This window comes from Micromonospora sp. B006, assembly GCF_003408515.1.
Lineage (GTDB): Bacteria > Actinomycetota > Actinomycetes > Mycobacteriales > Micromonosporaceae > Micromonospora > Micromonospora echinospora_A.
This window is the reverse complement of the sequence record NZ_CP030865.1, coordinates 126,731-145,862: the sequence shown is the minus strand read 5'-3', so window position 1 is coordinate 145,862 and position 19,132 is coordinate 126,731. Positions and strand designations below refer to the sequence as shown.

14 protein-coding genes are annotated in these 19,132 nt (G+C 74.6%); 10 read left to right on the top strand and 4 right to left on the bottom strand.

Annotated features, from left to right (window positions below; genetic code table 11):
- Positions 1 to 61: 61 nt before the first annotated feature.
- The 3 genes from MicB006_RS00705 to MicB006_RS00695 are packed head-to-tail and all read left to right on the top strand — an operon-like array spanning position 62 to position 4,843.
- Positions 62 to 1,888 carry an ABC transporter gene (locus tag MicB006_RS00705; RefSeq protein WP_116503169.1) on the top strand — a complete coding sequence of 609 codons (1,827 nt, stop codon included), beginning with the start codon at positions 62 to 64 and terminating at the stop codon, positions 1,886 to 1,888.
- A gap of 17 nt (positions 1,889 to 1,905) precedes the next feature.
- Positions 1,906 to 3,564 (top strand): GTPase, encoded by a 1,659-nt coding sequence (locus MicB006_RS00700; RefSeq protein WP_116511046.1) that lies wholly within the window; start codon positions 1,906 to 1,908, stop codon positions 3,562 to 3,564.
- 52 nt (positions 3,565 to 3,616) lie between these two features.
- Entirely contained in the window at positions 3,617 to 4,843 is a 1,227-nt protein-coding gene (locus MicB006_RS00695) for a hypothetical protein (protein WP_116503167.1), read from the top strand.
- A gap of 846 nt (positions 4,844 to 5,689) precedes the next feature.
- Here the strand turns inward: MicB006_RS00695 and MicB006_RS31760 are convergent.
- Entirely contained in the window at positions 5,690 to 6,448 is a 759-nt protein-coding gene (locus tag MicB006_RS31760) for a hypothetical protein (protein WP_161565903.1), read from the bottom strand.
- Between the two features lie 488 nt (positions 6,449 to 6,936).
- Here MicB006_RS31760 and pdhA point away from each other — a divergent pair, with 488 nt between their 5' ends.
- From pdhA to MicB006_RS00665, 6 genes are all read left to right on the top strand, one after another.
- Complete coding sequence (gene pdhA / locus MicB006_RS00685) at positions 6,937 to 8,115, top strand: pyruvate dehydrogenase (acetyl-transferring) E1 component subunit alpha (RefSeq protein WP_116503165.1); 1,179 nt, start codon at positions 6,937 to 6,939, stop codon at positions 8,113 to 8,115.
- Positions 8,115 to 9,104, top strand: a complete 990-nt coding sequence (locus tag MicB006_RS00680; protein WP_073826870.1) for an alpha-ketoacid dehydrogenase subunit beta — start codon at positions 8,115 to 8,117, stop codon at positions 9,102 to 9,104. The genes pdhA and MicB006_RS00680 overlap by 1 nt, the downstream gene beginning before the upstream one ends.
- A 5-nt stretch (positions 9,105 to 9,109) precedes the next feature.
- A complete protein-coding gene (locus tag MicB006_RS00675; RefSeq protein ID WP_116511043.1) occupies positions 9,110 to 10,570 on the top strand; it encodes a dihydrolipoamide acetyltransferase family protein in 1,461 nt (486 codons plus the stop codon).
- A 224-nt stretch (positions 10,571 to 10,794) separates the two neighbouring features.
- Positions 10,795 to 10,932 (top strand): hypothetical protein, encoded by a 138-nt coding sequence (locus MicB006_RS31920; RefSeq protein WP_013283356.1) that lies wholly within the window; start codon positions 10,795 to 10,797, stop codon positions 10,930 to 10,932.
- 337 nt (positions 10,933 to 11,269) lie between these two features.
- Positions 11,270 to 14,068, top strand: coding sequence for a hypothetical protein (locus MicB006_RS00670; protein WP_116503163.1), 2,799 nt, complete (start codon positions 11,270 to 11,272; stop codon positions 14,066 to 14,068).
- A gap of 120 nt (positions 14,069 to 14,188) precedes the next feature.
- The gene (locus tag MicB006_RS00665) at positions 14,189 to 16,021 is read left to right on the top strand and encodes an NHL domain-containing thioredoxin family protein (RefSeq protein ID WP_116503161.1); all 1,833 of its coding nucleotides are present in this window, start codon (positions 14,189 to 14,191) and stop codon (positions 16,019 to 16,021) included.
- Between the two features lie 60 nt (positions 16,022 to 16,081).
- On the opposite strand, the gene MicB006_RS00660 is transcribed toward MicB006_RS00665, so the two are convergent.
- From MicB006_RS00660 to MicB006_RS00650, 3 genes are read right to left on the bottom strand one after another with little or no spacing between them, the layout of a single operon-like run.
- Positions 16,082 to 16,831, bottom strand: a complete 750-nt coding sequence (locus MicB006_RS00660; protein ID WP_073826876.1) for a LamB/YcsF family protein — start codon at positions 16,829 to 16,831, stop codon at positions 16,082 to 16,084.
- Positions 16,815 to 17,684 (bottom strand): biotin-dependent carboxyltransferase family protein, encoded by an 870-nt coding sequence (locus tag MicB006_RS00655; RefSeq protein WP_116503159.1) that lies wholly within the window; start codon positions 17,682 to 17,684, stop codon positions 16,815 to 16,817. The genes MicB006_RS00660 and MicB006_RS00655 overlap by 17 nt, the downstream gene beginning before the upstream one ends.
- The gene (locus MicB006_RS00650; RefSeq protein WP_116503158.1) at positions 17,681 to 18,295 is read right to left on the bottom strand and encodes an allophanate hydrolase subunit 1; all 615 of its coding nucleotides are present in this window, start codon (positions 18,293 to 18,295) and stop codon (positions 17,681 to 17,683) included. Before MicB006_RS00650 ends, MicB006_RS00655 begins: the two co-directional genes overlap by 4 nt.
- A gap of 75 nt (positions 18,296 to 18,370) precedes the next feature.
- On the opposite strand from MicB006_RS00650, the gene MicB006_RS00645 reads away from it, so the two are divergent.
- Positions 18,371 to 19,048 (top strand): hemolysin III family protein, encoded by a 678-nt coding sequence (locus MicB006_RS00645; RefSeq protein ID WP_073826881.1) that lies wholly within the window; start codon positions 18,371 to 18,373, stop codon positions 19,046 to 19,048.
- Positions 19,049 to 19,132 lie beyond the last annotated feature (84 nt).

Here is a 19,132-nt window from a genome sequence, read left to right as displayed (position 1 = left end):
CAACCCGACCGTTACTACTGCCCGGTTGTCTTACCTTGCGTCGGTCGGGCACGCTTTAGCGGTGACGACGCATGGCGATTCCGCCACCAGTGCCGGCGCGCCCGCCGTCGCAGCCCGCACCGGAGCCACCACCGGCCCCGACCAGCCTGCGCACGCCGCGGAGGGCCTGCCCGCCGCGCTCACCGGCCTGCGGTCGGCGATCGGCGCGGCCCGCTTCCCGCTCGCCCTCCCCTCGGCCGAGCCGGCCCGGCACGCCGCCACGAGCCTCACCGACCAGCTCGACGACTATTTGCTTCCCCGCCTGGCCCGGCTCGACGCCCCGCTCCTGGTGGTCGTCGGCGGCTCCACCGGCGCGGGCAAGTCGACGCTCGTCAACAGCCTGGTCCAGGCACGGGTCAGCACGGCCGGGGTGCTCCGCCCGACCACCCGCTCACCGGTGCTGGTGTGCAGCCCCAGCGACGCGTCCTGGTTCCGCCAGGGCGAGCTGCTGCCCGGCCTGACCCGCACCACCGAGCCGAGCGAGCAGCCGGGCACCCTGCACCTGGTCACCGCCCCGGCGCTCCCGCCCGGCCTGGCCTTCCTCGACGCGCCCGACATCGACTCCGTGGTCGACGCCAACCGGGCGCTCGCCGGGCAGCTGCTCGCCGCCGCCGACCTCTGGCTGTTCGTCACCACCGCCGCCCGATACGCCGACGCCGTCCCCTGGGAGCTGCTGCGCAGCGCCCGCGCCCGGGGCACGGCGGTCGCGATGGTGCTGGACCGGGTGCCCCCGGAGGCAGCCGACGAGGTCGCCGCCCACCTGTCCGAGATGCTCGCCGAGCAGGAACTCGGCGCGGCGCCGCTGTTCGTCCTGCCGGAGACCTGGGTGGACGGGCAGGGGCTGCTGCCGGACCGGATCACCGCGCCGCTCAGCGACTGGTTCACCCGGCTCGCCGCCGACGCCGACGCCCGCGCCGCGGTGGTCCGGCAGACGCTCGACGGCGCGCTGGCCGCGCTGCACCCGGTGGTGGAGGAGCTCGCCGAGGCAGCCGACGAGCAGTGCACCGCCGCCGACGCGCTGGACGAGCGGGTACGGGCCGCGTACCGGGGCGCGGAACGGACCGTCGACCAGGGGCTCAGGGACGGCCGGCTGCTGCGCGGCGAGGTGCTGGCCCGCTGGCAGGAGTTCATCGGCACCGGCGAGTTCTTCCGGGGCCTGGAGGCACGGATCGGCCGGCTGCGGGACCGGGTCGTCGCGGCGGTCACCGGGCGGCCCGCGCCCGCCGCGGAACTGCGTACCGCGATCGAGTCGCAGCTCGTCACCCTGCTGCGCGGGGTGGCCGACGAGGCGGCGGAGAACGCGTACACCGGTTGGAAGGCGCACCCGGCCGGCGCGGCGCTGCTGGAGCCGGACCTGGCCCACGCCGCGGCCGACCTGCCGCAGCGGGCCGAGCAGCTGGTCCGCGACTGGCAGCGCGGCGTGCTGGAGCTGGTCCGGGTCGAGGGCGGCGACCGGCGCTTCGTGGCCCGCACCGCGGCGTACGCGGTGAACGCCACCGGCCTCGTCGTCATGATCGGCGTGTTCGCCTCCACCGCGTTCATCCCCACCGGGCTGGAGGTCGCGGCCGGCACCGGCACCGCGGTCGCCGGGCAGACAGTGCTCCAGGCGATCTTCGGCGACCAGGCGGTGCGGAACCTGTCCCGCAAGGCCCGCGTCGACCTGCTCGACCGGGTCGGCAAGCTGCTGGCCGAGGAGGCCGAGCGCTTCCTGGCCCGCACCGAGGCCGAACGCCCGGCCGACAACGCCGGCGCGGCGCTGCGCTGGGCCGCCCTGGAGGTCGAGCGGGCCCGGCACCGCAGCGGCCTGTTCCCGGCCACCGAGCAGCCGCGAGCAAGGAAGGCACCGTGAGCAACGTCGTCGGACGGATGCGTGACGCGCTGCGCGGCGAGCAGCGGGTCGACCCGGACGTGCTGATCGAGCGCCTCCAGGCGATCCAGCGGTTCCTGAGCGCGGTGGACGGTGACGTGCCCGACGCCCAACTGGTCGCCGCGCACACGGTGGTCGAGCGGGCCGGTGACCGGCTCGCCCTCTCCGGGCGGCACACGGTGGTGGCGCTGGCCGGCGCGACCGGCAGCGGCAAGTCGAGCCTGTTCAACTCGCTGGCCCGGCTCGACCTCTCCCCGGTCGGGGTGCGCCGGCCGACCACCGGCGTCGCGCACGCCTGCGTGTGGGGTCCGCTGGACGGCGCGGTCCGGCTGCTCGACTGGATCGGCGTGCTGCCCCGGCACCGGTTCGTCCGGGAGAGCCCGCTGGACGGCGACGACGAGTCGACGCTGCACGGCCTCGTCCTGCTCGACCTGCCCGACTTCGACTCGGTGCAGCACGGCCACCGGCTGGAGGTGGACCGCCTGCTGGGCCTGGTCGACCTGGTGGTCTGGGTGGTCGACCCGCAGAAGTACGCGGACCGCGTGATCCACACCAGCTACCTGCGCGAGTTCCACAGGCACAAGGACGTCACCGTCGTGGTGCTCAACCAGGCCGACCGGCTGCACCCGACCGAGCTGCCCAAGGTCCTCGACGACCTGCGCCGGCTGCTCGACGCCGACGGGCTGGGCGGGGTGCCGCTGCTGCCGACGGTAGCGGTGGACCCGAACGGGCTCAGCGGCCTGCGGGCCGAGTTGGAGCGTACGGTCGCCGAACGGCAGGCCGCCCTGCGCCGGCTTTCCGGCGACGTGGACGCCGTGGTGGCCGACCTGGAACCGCTCGTCGGGCCGAAACCGCCGAGCACCCGGCCCGGTGACGCCTCGGCACAGGAGCTGACCCGGGCGCTGGCCGGGGCGGCCGGGGTGCCGACTGTGGCTCAGGCGGTCGAGGGTGCGTACCGGCACCGGGCCGTCAGCAACACCGGCTGGCCGCTGCTGCGGAGCTGGCGCAAGCTGCGACCGGACCCGCTGCGCCGGTTGCACCTGCCCGGGCGGGACCCGGACGCGCCGGCGGAGAGCCTGGTCGCGGCCACCTCCGTACCCGATCCGACGGCCGCGCAGCGCTCGTCGCTGACGCTCGCGATCCGCGCGGTGGCCGACCGGCACGGCGCCGGTCTGCCGGCGCCGTGGCCGGCCGCGGTGACCGCCGCGGCCCGGTCCCGGCAGACCGACCTGCCGGGCGCGCTCGACCACGCGGTCGCCGCGACCGACCTGGGCATGGACCGCCGGCCGGCCTGGTGGCGGGTGGTCGGCGTCCTCCAGTGGGTGGTCACCCTCACCGCGCTGGCCGGCCTGGTCTGGCTGCTCCTCGGGTACGCGGTGCGCCTGCTCGGCCTGCCGCCGCTGGAACACCCGACGCTCGGCGTGGTGCCGTGGCCCACCGTCCTGCTGCTCGGTGGCCTGCTGGCCGGGCTGCTGATCGCGGCGCTGACCCGGCCGGTGGTCGGATGGGCGGCCCGCCGGGCCCGGGCGCGCGCCGAGCGACGCCTGCTCACCTCGGTGGGCAGCGTCGGCGAGAAGTACGTGCTGGACCCGGTGTGGGCGGTGCTGACCCGCTACGGCACGGCCCGGGAGGCGCTGCGCGGGGCCGAGCGGCGCTGAACCCGGCGCGCTGACCGGTGTGGGGGCGGCTCGCGCGGCGTAGGGTCGATGCATGGCCACGCCACAAACCCCCTACGACGCGGTGCTGCACGCCGCGCGCGACGTGACGAGGCTCGACTCGGCCCTGGACGCGGAGATGCTCGGCGCCGCGTTGCTGGGCAGCGTCTACGCCGTCGCGGAGCACGACCGGGAACAGGCCGTCCGCGAGTTCGTCACCGGCTTCCTCGCCGCCACGTCCCGGCGGCGCAGCGCCGCCGCGACCACACTGCGCGCCGTCTTCGCCGCCCTGGTGCCCGACGCCGAGGGCGCCGCCCGGGTCCGGCCCGGCGCGTACGCCCCGACGTGGGCCGCCCAGCTCGGCCGGGTGCACGTCACAGGCGCCTGGGCGTACGGCGACGTGTACGGCGACCAGACGTCCTACCTCGCCACGTTCGCCTACGACGACGAGGAGCAGGGCGGGCCGGAGCACGCGCTGGTGGCGCTGGTCGACCACAACATCGGCATCACCAAGGACGTCTTCGTCGGCGGTCCGGCGGCCCGGATCGTGGAGCAGGCCCGGGAGATCTGCACCGAGGACGAGTTCACCTGGTTCCGTACCGAGGACCCGGCCCGGATGCACGCCGAGGTGAGCCGCCACCTGGCGGTCACCGACGACCTCACCGAACTGCCCGCGCAGGGCTCACTGGCCACCGACCGGGCGCTCGTGGGCGCGCGGCTGGCCGTACTGCCCGGGCCGACCCCGCCGGCCGGGCCGGCTGTCGTGCCGCCGCCCACCGACGAGGAGCGCACCCGTCTGGTACGCGCGTTCCTCGACTCGCCCGAGGCGACCCGGTTCGGCCTGCCCGAGGTGGCCGACGGCGAGCTGGCCTCGCTGCACTTCTGCCTCGGCCTGCTGCTCGACCACGCGGCCAGCTTCCCGGACGCCGATCCGATGCGGTGGAGCCCGATGGTCGCGGAGCTGTTCCTGCTCGACTGGGTGCACCGCCGGGCCGTGCTGGACATGGACGACGCGGCCATGCTGCCCCGGGTGCTGCGCGCCTGGGCGGCGTACGCGGCCCGCCAGCGCGGGCTGTCGCAGTCGGCCGCCGCCCGGACGGACGAGGCGATCACCGAGATGGTCCCGGAGTTCGCCCGGCTCTACAGCACCGGCGAGCGGCGCAGCCCGGCCACCGCGGCGGTGGCCCAGCTCATGGCGGACGGGGTGGATCCGGACGACCCGGAGGCGCTCAACGCCTGGATCGAGGCGAACCGCCACCGGCTGACCGACGACCCGGCCTAGGCAGTAACGCCCGCATGCTCGCCGCCACTTCGGCGAGGTGGCGTGGTCGCGATCGGTCTGATCCAGCCACTTCGCCGAAGTGGTGGTCGATCATGCAAAAGCCGGCCCGGATCACCTCGCCCGACGTGAGGTCATCCCCCGGACCGCGTTGATCCACACCATCTCGGCGAGGTGGCTGGATCAAGCCAGTCGTGACCACACCACCACGCCGAAGTGGTGTCGATCATGCGGCCTGCGCCCTCCGGACCACCCCGCACACGTCCAGGGGCATGCCCCTGGACACCCCACGCCCACGTTGATCCACACCATCTCGGCGAAGTGGCTATATCGGGCCGGTCGTAACCGCACCACCACGGCGAAGTGATGTCGATCATGCAGGCTGCGCCCCCAGACCACCCGCGCACGTCAGGGCATGCCCCCTGGACACCCCACGCCCCGTTGACCCACCACTTCCCCGAAGTGGCTGGATCAAGCCGGTCGTGACCACACCACCACGGGGAAGTGGTGTCGATCATGCGCCTGCCCTGCCCTGCCTCCCTCTCGTTGATCCACCATCTCGGGGAGGTGGCGGCATCGGGCCGGTCGGAACCGCACCACCACGGCGTAATGGTGTCGATCATGCGGCCTGCGCTCCGGACCACCCCGGCCGCCATGGCAGGGGCAGGTCCCGGGAAGACCCACAACCGCGTTGATCGACACCATCTCGGCGAAGTGGCTGTATCGGGCCGGTCGGGTCTGCACCACTACGCCGGAGGGGTGTCGATCATGAGGGGTGCGGACGCGGGATCACGCTTCCTGGCGGCCGGTGCGTGACGCCGCCTCGGCGGTGGGGCCCGACGAGGTGGCCTACGGCTGGGACGGAGCCGACGGGCTGGCCGGCTCGGAGGTAGCGGATGTGGCGGACGGCTCGGCGGGACCCGACGGGTCGGCGGGACCGGACGGCTCGGCGGGGCCGGACGGATCAGCAGGGCCGGACGTACCCGATGGGCCGGACGGGTCGGACGAACCCGTCGAAGGCGTCGGCTCGACGGACGTGGCGGACGGCTCAGGGCTGGGGCTCGGCTCGGGCGTCGGCGTACCCGGATCGGAGGGCGAGTGCGACGGTGACGGCGACGGCACCGGGGACGGCCGCGGCGGGCGGACCGGGGTGGGCCGGACCGGCGTGGACGGTGGTGGCGGCGCGGCCGCCGGCCGGGACCGGTGGCGGGCGGTCAGGTCGCTGTCGTCGGGCAGGCTCGGCGCGGCGGGGAGCACCGGACGCGCCGGGGGTACGGAGGTGACGTCGACCGCGGGCGTGGGCGTGGGCGGCACGGCGGGCTGGGGCGGCGGGATGACCACCGGCCCGACCGAGGGCGTCGGCAGGAACGGGGTGCTGGTGTCGGGGAGCGCGCTGTTGCCCACGGTCGCCGATCCGGTGCTGACCGCGGCGAGGATCGGCATCGACGCGGTGCCGGCGAGCAGCGCCACGGTGAGCAGGTAGCCCCGGCTGGGTCCACCCGCTCCGGGGGCGCGGTGCGCGCCGACCACCCGGCGGTACGGGGAGGCGGGCAGCGCACGGTGCCGGCCGAGGAAGGGCGAGCCGGGGGGACCCTCTGGTTCGGACACCGGCACACTCCTCACGCGTGAACGGGGACGGGAGAGCGCGCACGGATATTCGGACAAATGCCGCGCAACGGCTCACCGCAAGCTTGACCCAGTGACGCTCAGTTCACCAGTCGCAACCGCGTGTCGACACACATTTTGTACGTCAACCGGTCGCACCACTGGCGACAAAGACGGCTATCCGTCATGAACCAGATGGAACCTCACTCGTGGGGGAGGCCATACTGTGGGCCCGCTCACCTCCTCTGCAATCATTCAGACACGACGGCAACGCAGCCGCCACCTCCGCGTACCCCGCGGCTGGTGCGGAACGGCGCCGGCGCTCCCGGGCCTGGGTCTGTCACCGACCGACTCCGGCTCACGCCGCGCGGCAACCCCTACCGGGGTCAGGCGCGGTCGCCAGGGACCGACCCGGCATCAGCCGGGCGGGCGCACGAGGTGCTCGGCTCGGGTAACCCCCGGCGCCGGCGCAGACAGACAGGGAGAGACGGATGGCAAAGGGCGACCCCGGGGCCGCCACCCGCAGCAAGCGGGCCGCACCCCGTACCAGGCGCGCCGCCGCGGCCGGTGAACCGGAACTCGTACAGCTGCTCACGCCGGAAGGTGAGCGGATCGAGACCGCGCTCGGCCCGGACGGGACCGAGTACCGCGTCGACTTCACCGACGAGGAGTACCGAGGGCTCTACCGCGATCTCGTCCTGGTCCGCAAGCTCGACGCCGAGGCCACCGCCCTGCAGCGCCAGGGCGAACTGGGCCTCTGGGCCAGCCTGCTGGGTCAGGAGGCGGCACAGGTCGGCTCCGGCCGGGCGCTGCGTACCCAGGACATGGCTTTCCCGACCTACCGCGAGCACGGCGTGCTCTACTGCCGTGGCATCGACCCGATCATGCCGCTGGGCCTGTTCCGCGGCGTCGACCAGGGCGGCTGGGACCCGAACGAGTTCAAGTTCAACATGTACACGATCGTGATCGGGGCGCAGACCCTGCACGCGACCGGGTACGCCATGGGTGTCGCCATGGACGGCAAGACCGGCGGCGAGGACGGCGAGGCGGTCATCGCCTACTTCGGCGACGGCGCCACCAGCCAGGGCGACGTCAACGAGTCGTTCGTCTGGGCCAGCGTCTTCAACGCCCCGCTGGTGTTCTTCTGCCAGAACAACCAGTACGCCATCTCCGAGCCGCTGGAGCGGCAGACCCGCGTCCCGCTGTACCGCCGGGCCGGCGGGTTCGGCTTCCCCGGCGTCCGGGTGGACGGCAACGACGTGCTCGCGTCGTACGCGGTGACCCGGCACGCGCTGGACAACGCGCGCAACGGCCAGGGCCCGAGCCTGATCGAGGCGTACACCTACCGGATGGGCGCGCACACCACCTCCGACGACCCGACCCGCTACCGGATCGCCAGCGAGGTCGAGGCGTGGCAGGCCAAGGACCCGATCGCCCGGATGAAGGCGTTCCTGACCAAGCAGAAGATCGCCGACGAGTCGTTCTTCACCGAGGTCGACGAGCAGGCCCGCACCGAGTCGGTGCACCTGCGTGAGCGCGTGCTCGCGATGCCCGACCCGCAGCCGGTGAGCATGTTCGACCACGTCTACCCCAACGGGTCTCCCGAGCTGGACGAGCAGCGGGCCCGGTTCTCGCAGTACATGGAGTCGTTCGAGGGGAGCGCCCACTGATGGCCACGGAGACGCTCACCCTCGGCAAGGCGCTCAACACCGGCCTGCGGCGGGCCCTGGAGAACGACCCCAAGGTCGTCATCATGGGCGAGGACGTCGGCAAGCTCGGCGGCGTGTTCCGGATCACCGACGGCCTCCAGAAGGACTTCGGCGACCAGCGCGTGATCGACACCCCGCTGGCCGAGTCCGGCATCATCGGCACCGCTGTCGGTCTGGCCATCCGTGGCTTCCGGCCGGTCTGCGAGATCCAGTTCGACGGCTTCGTCTACCCCGCGTACGACCAGATCGTGTCGCAGGTGGCGAAGATGCACTACCGCTCGCAGGGCAAGGTGCGGATCCCGATGGTCATCCGCATCCCGTTCGGCGGCGGCATCGGCGCTGTCGAGCACCACTCCGAGTCGCCCGAGGCGTACTTCGCGCACACCGCCGGTCTCAAGGTGGTGAGCTGCGCGAACCCGCAGGACGCTTACGTGATGATCCAGCAGGCGATCGCGTCGGACGACCCGATCGTGTTCCTGGAGCCGAAGCGGCGCTACTGGGAGAAGGGTCCGGTGGACCTGGACGCGCCGATCGCCGACGCGTACCCCCTGCACTCGGCCCGGGTCGCGCGGCCCGGCACCGACGCGACGGTCCTCGCGTACGGCCCGATGGTCCGCACCGCGCTCGACGCGGCCACCGCCGCCGCCGAGGACGGCCGCGAGCTGGAGGTCATCGACCTGCGGACGCTCTCGCCGCTGGACCTGACCGCCGTGTACGAGTCGGTGCGGCGCACCGGCCGCTGCGTGGTCGTGCACGAGGCCCCGGGCAACCTGGGTCTCGGGTCGGAGATCGCGGCCCGGATCACCGAGGAGTGCTTCTACTCCCTGGAGTCCCCGGTGCTGCGGGTGACCGGCTTCGACACGCCCTACCCGGCCGCCCGGGTGGAGGAGGAGTACCTGCCCGACCTGGACCGGGTGCTCGACGCCGTCGACCGCACCTTCGGCTGGTGAGCGGCATGTCCCGGATCAAGGAGTTCAACCTTCCCGACCTGGGCGAGGGCCTGACCGAGGGCGAGATCCTCGCGTGGCTGGTCAAGGTCGGCGACGACATCGAGCTGAACCAGCCGATCGTCGAGGTGGAGACCGCGAAGGCGGCGGTCGAGATCCCGGCGAAGTGGGCCGGGCGGGTGCAGGCGATCTTCCACCCGGAGGGGTCCACCGTCGAGGTCGGCGTGCCGATCATCGCGATCGACACCGACCCGGGCGCCGGGCCGATCGAGGAGTCGACGACCGCGACCCCGGCGTCGGAGCTGCCCACGCCGTCGGCCGCGTCGCTGGCAGCGGTCCAGGTCGCGCCCGCCGAGGGCATGGTCGAGCCGGGTCTGATCGGTGGTGTCGCCCCGGGTGGGCGCACCGCGGTGCTCGTCGGCTACGGCCCGCGCAACGCGCCGGCCAAGCGCCGCCCGCGCAAGGGTGACGCGCCGGCCGCGGCACCGGCTCAGGCCGCTGCCCCGGTGGCACCCGCGCCGGTCGCGCCCGCGCCCGCTCCCGCCCCGACGGTCAACGGCAACGGCCGGGTCACCGGTCCGGTGCTGGCCAAGCCGCCGGTCCGCAAGCTGGCGAAGGACCTCGGCATCGACCTGGCCACGCTGACCGGCTCGGGTCCGCTCGGCTCGATCACCCGTGAGGACGTACAGCGGGCGGCGACCGCGGCCCCGGCGGCGGCCGAGCCGCTGACGGTCGCGGCGACGGCCGCGTCGGCCGCGAGCTTCGGCGCGGACCGCGAGCAGCGCATCCCGGTCAAGGGGGTACGCAAGCTCACCGCGGAGAACATGGCCCGCTCGGCGTTCACCGCGCCGCACGTGACGGAGTTCCTGACCGTCGACGTGACCCGGGCGATGAAGGCGCTGGACCGGCTCCGCGACCGGCGCGAGTGGCGCGACGTCCGGGTCTCGCCGCTGCTGCTGGTCGCCAAGGCGGTGCTGCTGGCCGTCAAGCGGCACCCGATGGTCAACTCGACCTGGGCCGGCGACGAGATCGTGGTGAAGGAGTACGTGAACCTCGGCATCGCGGCGGCCACCGAGCGTGGCCTGATCGTGCCGAACATCAAGGACGCCGGCCGGCTCTCGCTGCGCGAGCTGGCGGACGCGATGACGGATCTGGTGCAGACCGCGAAGTCGGGCAAGACGTCCCCGGCGGACATGTCCGGCGGCACGCTCACCATCACCAACGTCGGCGTCTTCGGCGTGGACACCGGTACGCCGATCCTGCCTCCGGGCGAGTCGGCGATCCTCGCCTTCGGCGCGGTACGGGAGCAGCCGTGGGTGCACAAGGGCAAGGTGAAGCCGCGCCTGGTGACCACGCTCGGCCTCTCCTTCGACCACCGCATCATCGACGGTGAGCTGGGCTCGAAGTTCCTCCGCGACATCGGGGACTTCCTCGCCGACCCGGAGGCGGCGCTGCTCGCCTGGACCTGACGTACCACCGCTCCGGTCACGGCCGGTGTGCCACGGGTGAACGCCCGGCACACCGGCCGTGACCGTTTTGGGAACCGAATCATAGGATCGATGCCGCTCTGGACCTACGATCCTTAGGCACGTGGCTCAGCTCACCTAATAATCGATGGCGATCGGCGGCCTGGTGCGCTTAAATAGAGACATCAAGGGGCTGACAACCGAATAGCCAGGAGGAGAGACCCAAGATGAGCATGATCGAGCGAATCCGCACCCGCCGCGACGCCAACCGCCGGGCCCGTGCCATCGAGCACGCCCTGCGCTCCGCGAACTCGCCCGCGGTCCGCGAGGAGCTTCTCGCCATCGCCCAGCGTCACATGAGCTGACGCCACAGACCTTTCTCACCTCCTCCAGTCCGAAGACCCGCCCGACACCGGGCGGGTCTTCGGCGTATCGGCACCGGGATTCCACCTCGCCGCAGCGCCCGGTACGGTTGGCACGGTCGCCAACCGGTGGTTCCGGGCCGACGCGAGCAAGTGACACTCATCGACGTCGTCCGGTGACTTTCGGTGACGGCCGATGCTCCCCCGGGCGGCTCCGGGCAACCACCGGATACGGTGCGGGGAGCCCGCACGGCCGGTACCCGCCGGCGACGCCGGCAACCATGTCGACGGTTCCCCCGACCGGCATCGGCGGCCGACCTGTGATGGAGGAGGCGCACCCATGACGTCCGAGGCTCCGCACCGCCCCGGCCAGGAGCCGGGCGAGGTGTCGCCGGGCACCGGCGGACCGGTGCCGTACGGCGATCAGCCGGCGCAGCAGGACAACGGGTACAACGGCGCGCCCGACCTCGGCTGGGCACCGCCCCCGCCGGCCGGGCGGCCCGCGCAACCGGCCTGGGCCGCGAACGACGAGCAGCCACCCGCGTGGGCCCCGCCCGCGGGCCAGCCGGTGACCGGCCGGGCCACCGCCCAGGTCCCACCGCCCGCCGACCGCGGGCAGCAGCCCGCCTGGGGCGGCACCGACCAGGGCGCCCCCGCCTGGGCCGGTCCCGGCCAGGGCAGCCCCGCGTGGGGCGCTCCCGAGCAGCCCCGCCCCGACCGCGCCGCCGCCCCGGCGCCGCCTGCCTGGGCCGCCACGCCGCCGGGCAGCCCCGCCGAGCCGACGGCGCCGGCCTGGGCCGCGGAGCAGAACCGTCAGGGATGGGGCTCGGGTGAGCAGCCGGTCCGGTCGCCGTCCGGCGACCCGGCCGCTCGCGGCACCGGTTACGTCCCCGCCCCGGCCACCGTGCCGAACGAGACCTGGGTCACGCCCGCTCCGCCGGACGACCCGCACCGCTCCGGCGGCTTCGCACCCACCGGCGGGCAGCACGACGACGCCCCGGGACACGCCGGTGGCGCGCCCCCCGCCGCCGCGCCGCCGGACGATCCGAACCGCTCCGGCGGCTGGAACCCGCGTGACGAGCAGCCCGCCGCGGCCGACGACCCGGGCCGCTCCGGCGGCTGGACGCCGCGCGAGAGCCAGCCGGCCTGGGCGCCCCCGGGTCAGCAGACCGGCGCCACCTGGCCGCCGGCCGATCCGCCCGCCCGGGCCGCCGCCGCGGTCTCGGTGCCCGGCGCCACCCGGCCGGACGCTTCGTGGTCCACTCCGGAGCAGTCCGATCAGGACAACCGCTCCGCCGCTCCCGAGGACGACCCGCACCGCTCCGGCGGCTGGCGTCCGACGGGAGGACCGCAGCACGACGAGGGACACCGCTCCGGCGGCTGGCCCGCCCCGCAGCCCGAGAACCGCGCGGGTGGCTGGGACGAGCCTGCCCGCCCCGACGACCCGGACCGTTCCGGTGGCTGGGCCGCGGGCCGCGCCGCCAACCCGGCCGAGGCGGCACAGCCGGGCGGCTGGGGCGAACCGGACCAGGGCCGGCAGCCCGGCGGCTGGGGTGCCCCCGCCGTACCGCAGCAGCGTGACTCCGAGGAGCAGGCCGGCGCCTGGAGCGGCGCCGCGTCAGTGCCGCAGCGCCAGGAGACCGGGCGGCCGGCGGAGGAGCCGGCACAGCCCGGCTGGGGCTCCGCCGCGCCGGTCGAGGCGCCGGCGGCCCGCGCGAGCGTCTCCGTACCGGCTCCCGACGCGCCCGCCGGCTGGGGCGGCAACCAGGACGACCGCCCGGCCGTACCGGCCGCCGAGCCGTGGTCGCCCGCCGAGGCGTGGGGCCGCTCCGAGGACTCCGCGCCGGCGTACCAGCCCGCTCCCGCGCCGGGCATCTCGCCCGGCAACGCCGTGCCGCTGCCCGCACAGCAGCAGCGGGTGCCCGGCGCCGCGCTTGCCGCGTCGTCGCCCGCCGACCACCCGCCCGCGCCGGCCGAACCCCAGGGGTACGAGCCGGAGCGCGGCGACGGAGCCTGGGGCGAGCCGCAGTCGGCGTCCGTGCCCGGCCCGCGTACCTCCCCGGAGGGCGGCCCGGTCTCGGCCAGCGCGTCGGTCCCGGTGACCAGCCGGGTCACCCCGCCGTCCGACCAGCCCCTGCCGACCGGCACCCCGGCGCCGCAGCCCCGGGTGTACGGCCGGCCGGCCCGCCCGGAGCCCGAGGACGCGCCCGAGCAGGACGGGCACGGCTTCCCCGACCAGGACGGGCCGTCCGGGTTCGGCCCGGACAACGGCTTCCCCGGCCCGCAGTCCCGGACCGAGGACGCCGACGGACCGCACGGGTACGCCGCCGCGCCGCCGTCGTCGCCGGCCGCGCCGCCGCCGTTCCCGGCCGGTGTGCCGTCCTTCATGGACCCGCCCGCGAACACCCGCCCCGCCAACGGGGTGCACCCGGGCGGCGAGGCGCCCGGCGCGGTCCGGGACCCGTTCGACGGCCCGCAGAGCCCGTACGGCACCCCGGGCGGTCACCAGGACCCGTTCGGCCCGCCGGGCGGCCGCCAGGACCCGTTCGGTTCTCCCGGCGGCCACCAGGATCCGTTCGGCAGCCCGGCCGGCCGTCCCGAGCCGTTCGGCGGCCAGCCGGACCAGTTCGGCCCGCCGGCCGGTGGGCGCGCCTCCGTCGCGGTGCCCGGCCAGGGCTGGCCGGGAGACACGAGCCCCTTCCCGGCGCCGCAGCAGGCCCCGCCGGCCTGGTCGCAGGACGGACCGTCCGGTGAGCCGGAGCAGGGCCGGTTCGACGCGTTCAAGCCGGACGCCGCCGAGCCGCAGACCGAGGCGCCTCCGCCGAAGGTACGCAACGGACGGGTGCTGGCCGCGGTGCTGATCGCGGCGGTGCTCATCCTCGCCGTACCGCTCGGTCTGCTCACGCTGCTCGGCAAGGTCGGCGACGACAAGCCGGCGGGCTTCGACCCGGCGGTCGGCTCCTGCGTCAAGCAGTCCGGCGAGACCGCCGTGGCCGCCGACTGCGGGGAGCAGGGCGCGTTCAGCGTGGTGTCGAAGGTGGACAACAAGGACAAGTGCGCCGATCTGACGCAGCCGACGGTCTCCGTCGACAGCGGCGGGACCACCCGGGTGCTCTGCCTGAAGCCCGCCGGCCAGTAACCGCACGTACGCCGGAGCGTCCACCCCTCGCCGGGGTGGGCGCTCCGCGCCGTTTCGGTGTGCGTCTGTTCACCCCGGGATCGCCGGGAGCGCGCCCGGCCGGTGCGGCACGATGGGGGCATGAGCGCACGCGTACGGGCACCCGAACTGCGGGGCCGGTCCTGGCTGAACACCGGCGGCAAGGCCGTCACGCTGGCCGACCTGCGAGGCAAGATCGTCCTGCTGGATTTCTGGACCTTCTGCTGCATCAACTGCCTGCACGTGCTGGACGAGCTGCGCCCGCTCGAAGAGAAGTACGGCGACGTCCTGGTCGTGATCGGGGTGCACTCGCCGAAGTTCGAGCACGAGAAGGACCCGGCGGCGCTGGCCGCGGCCGTCGAACGGTACGGCGTGCACCACCCGGTGCTCGACGACGCCGACATGGACATGTGGCAGCAGTACGCGGCCAAGGCGTGGCCGACCCTGGCCGTGGTCGACCCGGAGGGCTACGTGGTCGCCACCATGGCCGGCGAGGGGCACGCCGAAGGTCTCGCCCGGCTGATCGACGAGCTGATCGCGGCCCACGAGGCCAAGGGCACGCTGCACCGGGGCGAGGGCCCGTACGTGCCGCCGGCCGAGCCGGACACCGTGCTGCGGTTCCCCGGCAAGGCCCTGCCGCTCGACGGCGGAAACCTGCTGGTCAGCGACTCGGCCCGGCACTCCCTGGTCGAGCTGGCCGCCGATGGCGAGACAGTGGTCCGCCGCATCGGCGCCGGTTCCCGGGGCCGGACGGACGGCCCGGCCACCGCCGCCACGTTCGCCGAGCCGCAGGGGCTCTGCCTGCTGCCGCCACACGTGGCCGAGGTGGCCGGCTACGACGTGGTGATCGCGGACACGGTCAACCACCTGCTGCGCGGCGTACGGCTGTCCACCGGCGAGGTGGTCACCGTTGCCGGCACCGGTCGGCAGTGGCGCTCGACCGTCGACGACCACGCGCACGACGCCCGCGCCGTCGACCTGTCGTCCCCGTGGGACGTGGCCTGGTACGACGACCGGGTGATCGTCGCCATGGCCGGCATTCACCAGCTCTGGTGGTTCGACCCGATCAAGCGGACCGCCGGCATGTACGCCGGTACCACTGTCGAGGCGCTGCGCGACGGCCCGCTGCCGGACGTGTGGATGGCCCAGCCGTCCGGTCTGTCCGTGTCGGCCGACGGTTCGCGGCTCTGGATCGCCGACAGCGAGACCAGCGCGATCCGCTGGGTCGAAGGCGGCGTCATGCACACCGCCGTCGGTCAGGGCCTGTTCGACTTCGGGCACGTCGACGGCCCGGCCGACCAGGCGTTGCTCCAGCACCCGCTGGGCGTGTGCGCGCTGCCCGACGGCTCGGTGCTGATCGCCGACACGTACAACGGGGCCGTGCGGCGCTTCGACCCGGAGACCGGGCAGGTGGGCACCGTCGCGGACGGGCTGGCCGAGCCGAGCGACCTGGTGCTCACCGGCGACGGCGACGTGCTCGTGGTCGAGTCGGCGGCGCACCGGCTGACCCGGCTGGCGCCGGGCGCGCTGACCTCGGCCGGGGCGAACACTGTGGACGGCCCCCGGCACCGGCTGGAGCGCAAGCCGACCGACGTGGCGGCCGGGGAGCTGACCCTGGACGTGATCTTCACGCCGGCGCCGGGGCAGAAGCTCGACGAGACGTACGGGCCGTCGACCCGTCTGGTGGTCTCGGCGTCCCCGCCGGAGCTGCTGGTCGAGGGCGCGGGCACCACCACCGACCTGTCCCGCAAGCTGGTGGTCAGCGGTGACGTGGCGCAGGGCGTGCTCCAGGTGACCGCCCAGGCGGCGACGTGCGACGCCGACGTCGAGCACGCGGCCTGCCACCTGACGCGGCAGGACTGGGGCGTGCCGGTCCGGGTGGTCGCCGGCGGCGCGACCCGCGTGCCGCTGGTCCTGCGCGGCATGGACGCCTGACAGCGCGTGTTAAGAAGGGCCCCTTCCTCTACCGGAGGCGTTAACAGGGGGCCCTTCCTTTCACGCGAACGGAGTGAGCGTGACCCCCGCATCGACAAGCGCGGCCCGCACCAGCTCCGCGCACCGCACCGCCCCAGGCGTGTCACCGTGCAGGCAGATGGACTCGACCGGGCAGGGAATCACCGTCCCGTCGACAGCGACGAGCGTCTGCTCGACAGCCATCCGTACCGCCCGGACGGCGACCTGCTCCGGGTCGGTCACCAGCGCGTCCGGTGAGCTGCGCGGCACCAGCGTGCCGTTCGGCAGGTAGTTGCGGTCGGCGAACCCCTCGGCCACCACCCGCAGCCCGGCGCCGGTCGCGAGCTGCGCGAGCACGCTGCCGGGCTGGCAGAGCACGGGCAGCTCGTGGTCGTACCCGCTGATCGCGGCCACCAGCGCGGCGGCCTGGGCCTCGTCGCGGGCGGCCGCGTGGTAGAGCGCGCCGTGCGGTTTGAGGTAGCGGACCCGCGTGCGGTACAGCCGGCAGAAGGCGTCGAGCGCCCCGAGCTGGTAGATCGTCTCGTCGCGCAGCTCGGCGAAGTCGTACGCGATGTGCCGCCGCCCGAAGCCGGCGAGGTCCCGGTAGCCGACCTGCGCGCCGACCGCGACGCCGCGTTCGGCGGCGGCGGCGCAGACCCGGTGCATGGTGGCCGCGTCGCCGGCGTGGAAGCCGCAGGCGACGTTCGCGGAACTGATCAGGTCGAGCAGCGCGTGGTCGTCGCCGAGCCGCCAGCTTCCGAATCCCTCGCCGAGGTCAGCGTTGAGGTCCATGGAACGTCACCGTAGCGCCTGGCCGGGCCTGGGCGAGCGGGGTCACGTCGTCCACCACCCCGACGACCGGGTAACCGCCGGTGGTGGGGTGGTCGGCGAGGAAGACCAGCGGCTGGCCGTCCGGCGGGACCTGTACCGCGCCGAGCACCAGTCCTTCGCTGGGCAGTTCGCCGGCCACCGCGCGCGGCAGTGCCGCGCCGGCCAGCCGCGCGCCGACCCGGTTGCTGTCCGGGCTCACCGTGTACGCGGTGCCGCACAGCAGCGCCAGCGCCTGCGGGGTGAACCAGTCCTGCCGGGGGCCGGGGCGCACGGTCAGCCGCAGTTCGTCCGGGGCCGGCCCGGGGACGGTGAGGTCGACAGGGGGCGGGGGACCGGCCGGGGTGCCGAGGGGCAGCCGGTCCCCGTCGCGCAGCGGTGGCGGCCCCAGCCCGGAGAGCGTGTCGGTGGCGCGGCTGCCGAGCACCGGCTCGACGGTGGTCCCGCCGCTCACCGCCAGCCAGGTGCGCACCCCGGCCCGGGCTGGCCCGACGCGCAGCACCGCCCCGGCCGGCAGCGCCAGCGGCCGTCCCACGTCCGCCGGACGCCGCCGCGCACCGGGCGGCGGCCACTCGACGACCACCTCGGCGGGGGCGCCGGTGAGCGCGACCGCTACGGCCCGGATGAAGCGCAGCACGCAGCCGGTCATGGTGATCTCCAGCCCGGCGGCGTGCTCGTCGTTGCCGACGAGGCGGTTGGCCAGGCGCAGGGCGGCCGGGTCGAGCGCGCCGGAGCGGGGCACGCCGAGGTGCGCCCAGCCGGGGCGGCCCTGGTCCTGCACTGTGGTGAGCGCCCCGGCCCGCAGCACCTCGATCACGGCGCGTCGACCAGCCGGACCCGGGTGCCGGGGGTGAGCCGGGCCGGCGGGTCGGCGCGTACGTCGAACAGCGGCAGGTCGGTCCGGCCGACCAGCAGCCAGCCGCCGGGCGACGCGGCGGGGTAGATGCCCGCGTACGGGCCGGCGAGCGCGACCGAGCCGGCCGGCACCCGGGTACGCGGCGTGGCGAGCCGGGGCACTGCCAGCTCGGGCGGCAGCCCGGTCAGGTACGCGAACCCGGGCGCGAATCCGCAGAACGCGACCCGGAACTCGGTACGCCGCAACCGGTCGACCACGGCGGGCACGTCGGTGTCCCAGTGGGCGGCGACGCGCGGCAGGTCCTCGCCGTCGTACACGGTCGGCACCCGGACCTCCTCGGCGGCTGCGCCCGAGGCGGCGGTCCGTGGACGCCAGCCGGCGATCCGGGCGGCGGCCGCCTCCGGGTCCGGTACGCCGTCGAGCAGCACGGTGACAGCGCCCGGGACGATCTCGGTGGCGGTCAGCTCGCCGCTCGCGCGCCGGTGCCACAGTTCGGCCCGCCACGCCTCGACCTGCTCGGGGTCGTCGCAGTCGAGCAGCAGGGCATGGGTCCCGACCGGCCGGATCCGCATCCGGTCATCCTCCCGTGGGCTGACGTGACGGTCCACACTACTTGCAAGTAACCTACGCTGCCGTAACCTGTTGATGTGACCACATCCGCACCGTTCCGGCTCCGGCCGGCCGACATCGGGAAGCCGCGCATGCGCGGCTGGCTGCACGCGTACGCGTTCTTCGCCGCTCTCGTCTGCGGCATCGTGCTCTGTTCGATCGCCGCCGGCCGTCCCGGCTGGGCGCCACTGGTGAGCTGTCTGATCTACAGCTTCACCGTGTGCGGGCTCTTCGGCACCAGCGCGCTCTACCACCGGCGGGTCTGGTCCGAACGCGGCTACCAGATCATGCGCCGGATGGACCACTCGATGATCTTCGTGTTCATCGCCGGCACCTACACGCCGTTCTGCGCCCTGCTGCTGGACAACCGCCAGGCCACGATCATGCTGAGCCTGGTCTGGGGCGGCGCGATCGCGGGCGTCGCGGTCAAGCTGATCTGGCCGCACGCGCCGCGCTGGGTCTCCGCCCCGCTCTATCTCGCGCTCGGCTGGGTCGCGGTGGCCATGCTGCCGCAGATCCTGCACTCCGGCGGCGTCACCGCGCTGGTGCTGCTGAGCGTGGGCGGCGCGATCTACAGCGTGGGCGCGGTCTTCTACGCGCTGCGCCGCCCGAACCCGTGGCCCACGGTCTTCGGCCACCACGAGTTCTTCCACGCCTGCACGCTCGTCGCGGCGATCTGCCACCACATCGCGATCTACTTCGCGTTGTTCGCCTGACCCGAACCGAGTCGAGCCGGACCGGCCCCGGACACGCGCGAGGGCCCCGCGCCGTTGCGGGGCCCTCGGGTTCGGGGGGTACGG

Coding starts and splice junctions, on each gene's coding strand:
- MicB006_RS31920 (WP_013283356.1), top strand. CDS start 10,795: ATGAGCATGATCGAGCGAATCCGCACCCGCCGCGACGCCAACCGCCGG.
- MicB006_RS00670 (WP_116503163.1), top strand. CDS start 11,270: ATGACGTCCGAGGCTCCGCACCGCCCCGGCCAGGAGCCGGGCGAGGTG.
- MicB006_RS00660 (WP_073826876.1), bottom strand. CDS start 16,831: ATGGACCTCAACGCTGACCTCGGCGAGGGATTCGGAAGCTGGCGGCTC.
- MicB006_RS00665 (WP_116503161.1), top strand. CDS start 14,189: ATGAGCGCACGCGTACGGGCACCCGAACTGCGGGGCCGGTCCTGGCTG.
- pdhA (WP_116503165.1), top strand. CDS start 6,937: ATGGCAAAGGGCGACCCCGGGGCCGCCACCCGCAGCAAGCGGGCCGCA.
- MicB006_RS00680 (WP_073826870.1), top strand. CDS start 8,115: ATGGCCACGGAGACGCTCACCCTCGGCAAGGCGCTCAACACCGGCCTG.
- MicB006_RS00700 (WP_116511046.1), top strand. CDS start 1,906: ATGCGTGACGCGCTGCGCGGCGAGCAGCGGGTCGACCCGGACGTGCTG.
- MicB006_RS00650 (WP_116503158.1), bottom strand. CDS start 18,295: ATGCGGATCCGGCCGGTCGGGACCCATGCCCTGCTGCTCGACTGCGAC.
- MicB006_RS00675 (WP_116511043.1), top strand. CDS start 9,110: ATGTCCCGGATCAAGGAGTTCAACCTTCCCGACCTGGGCGAGGGCCTG.
- MicB006_RS00695 (WP_116503167.1), top strand. CDS start 3,617: ATGGCCACGCCACAAACCCCCTACGACGCGGTGCTGCACGCCGCGCGC.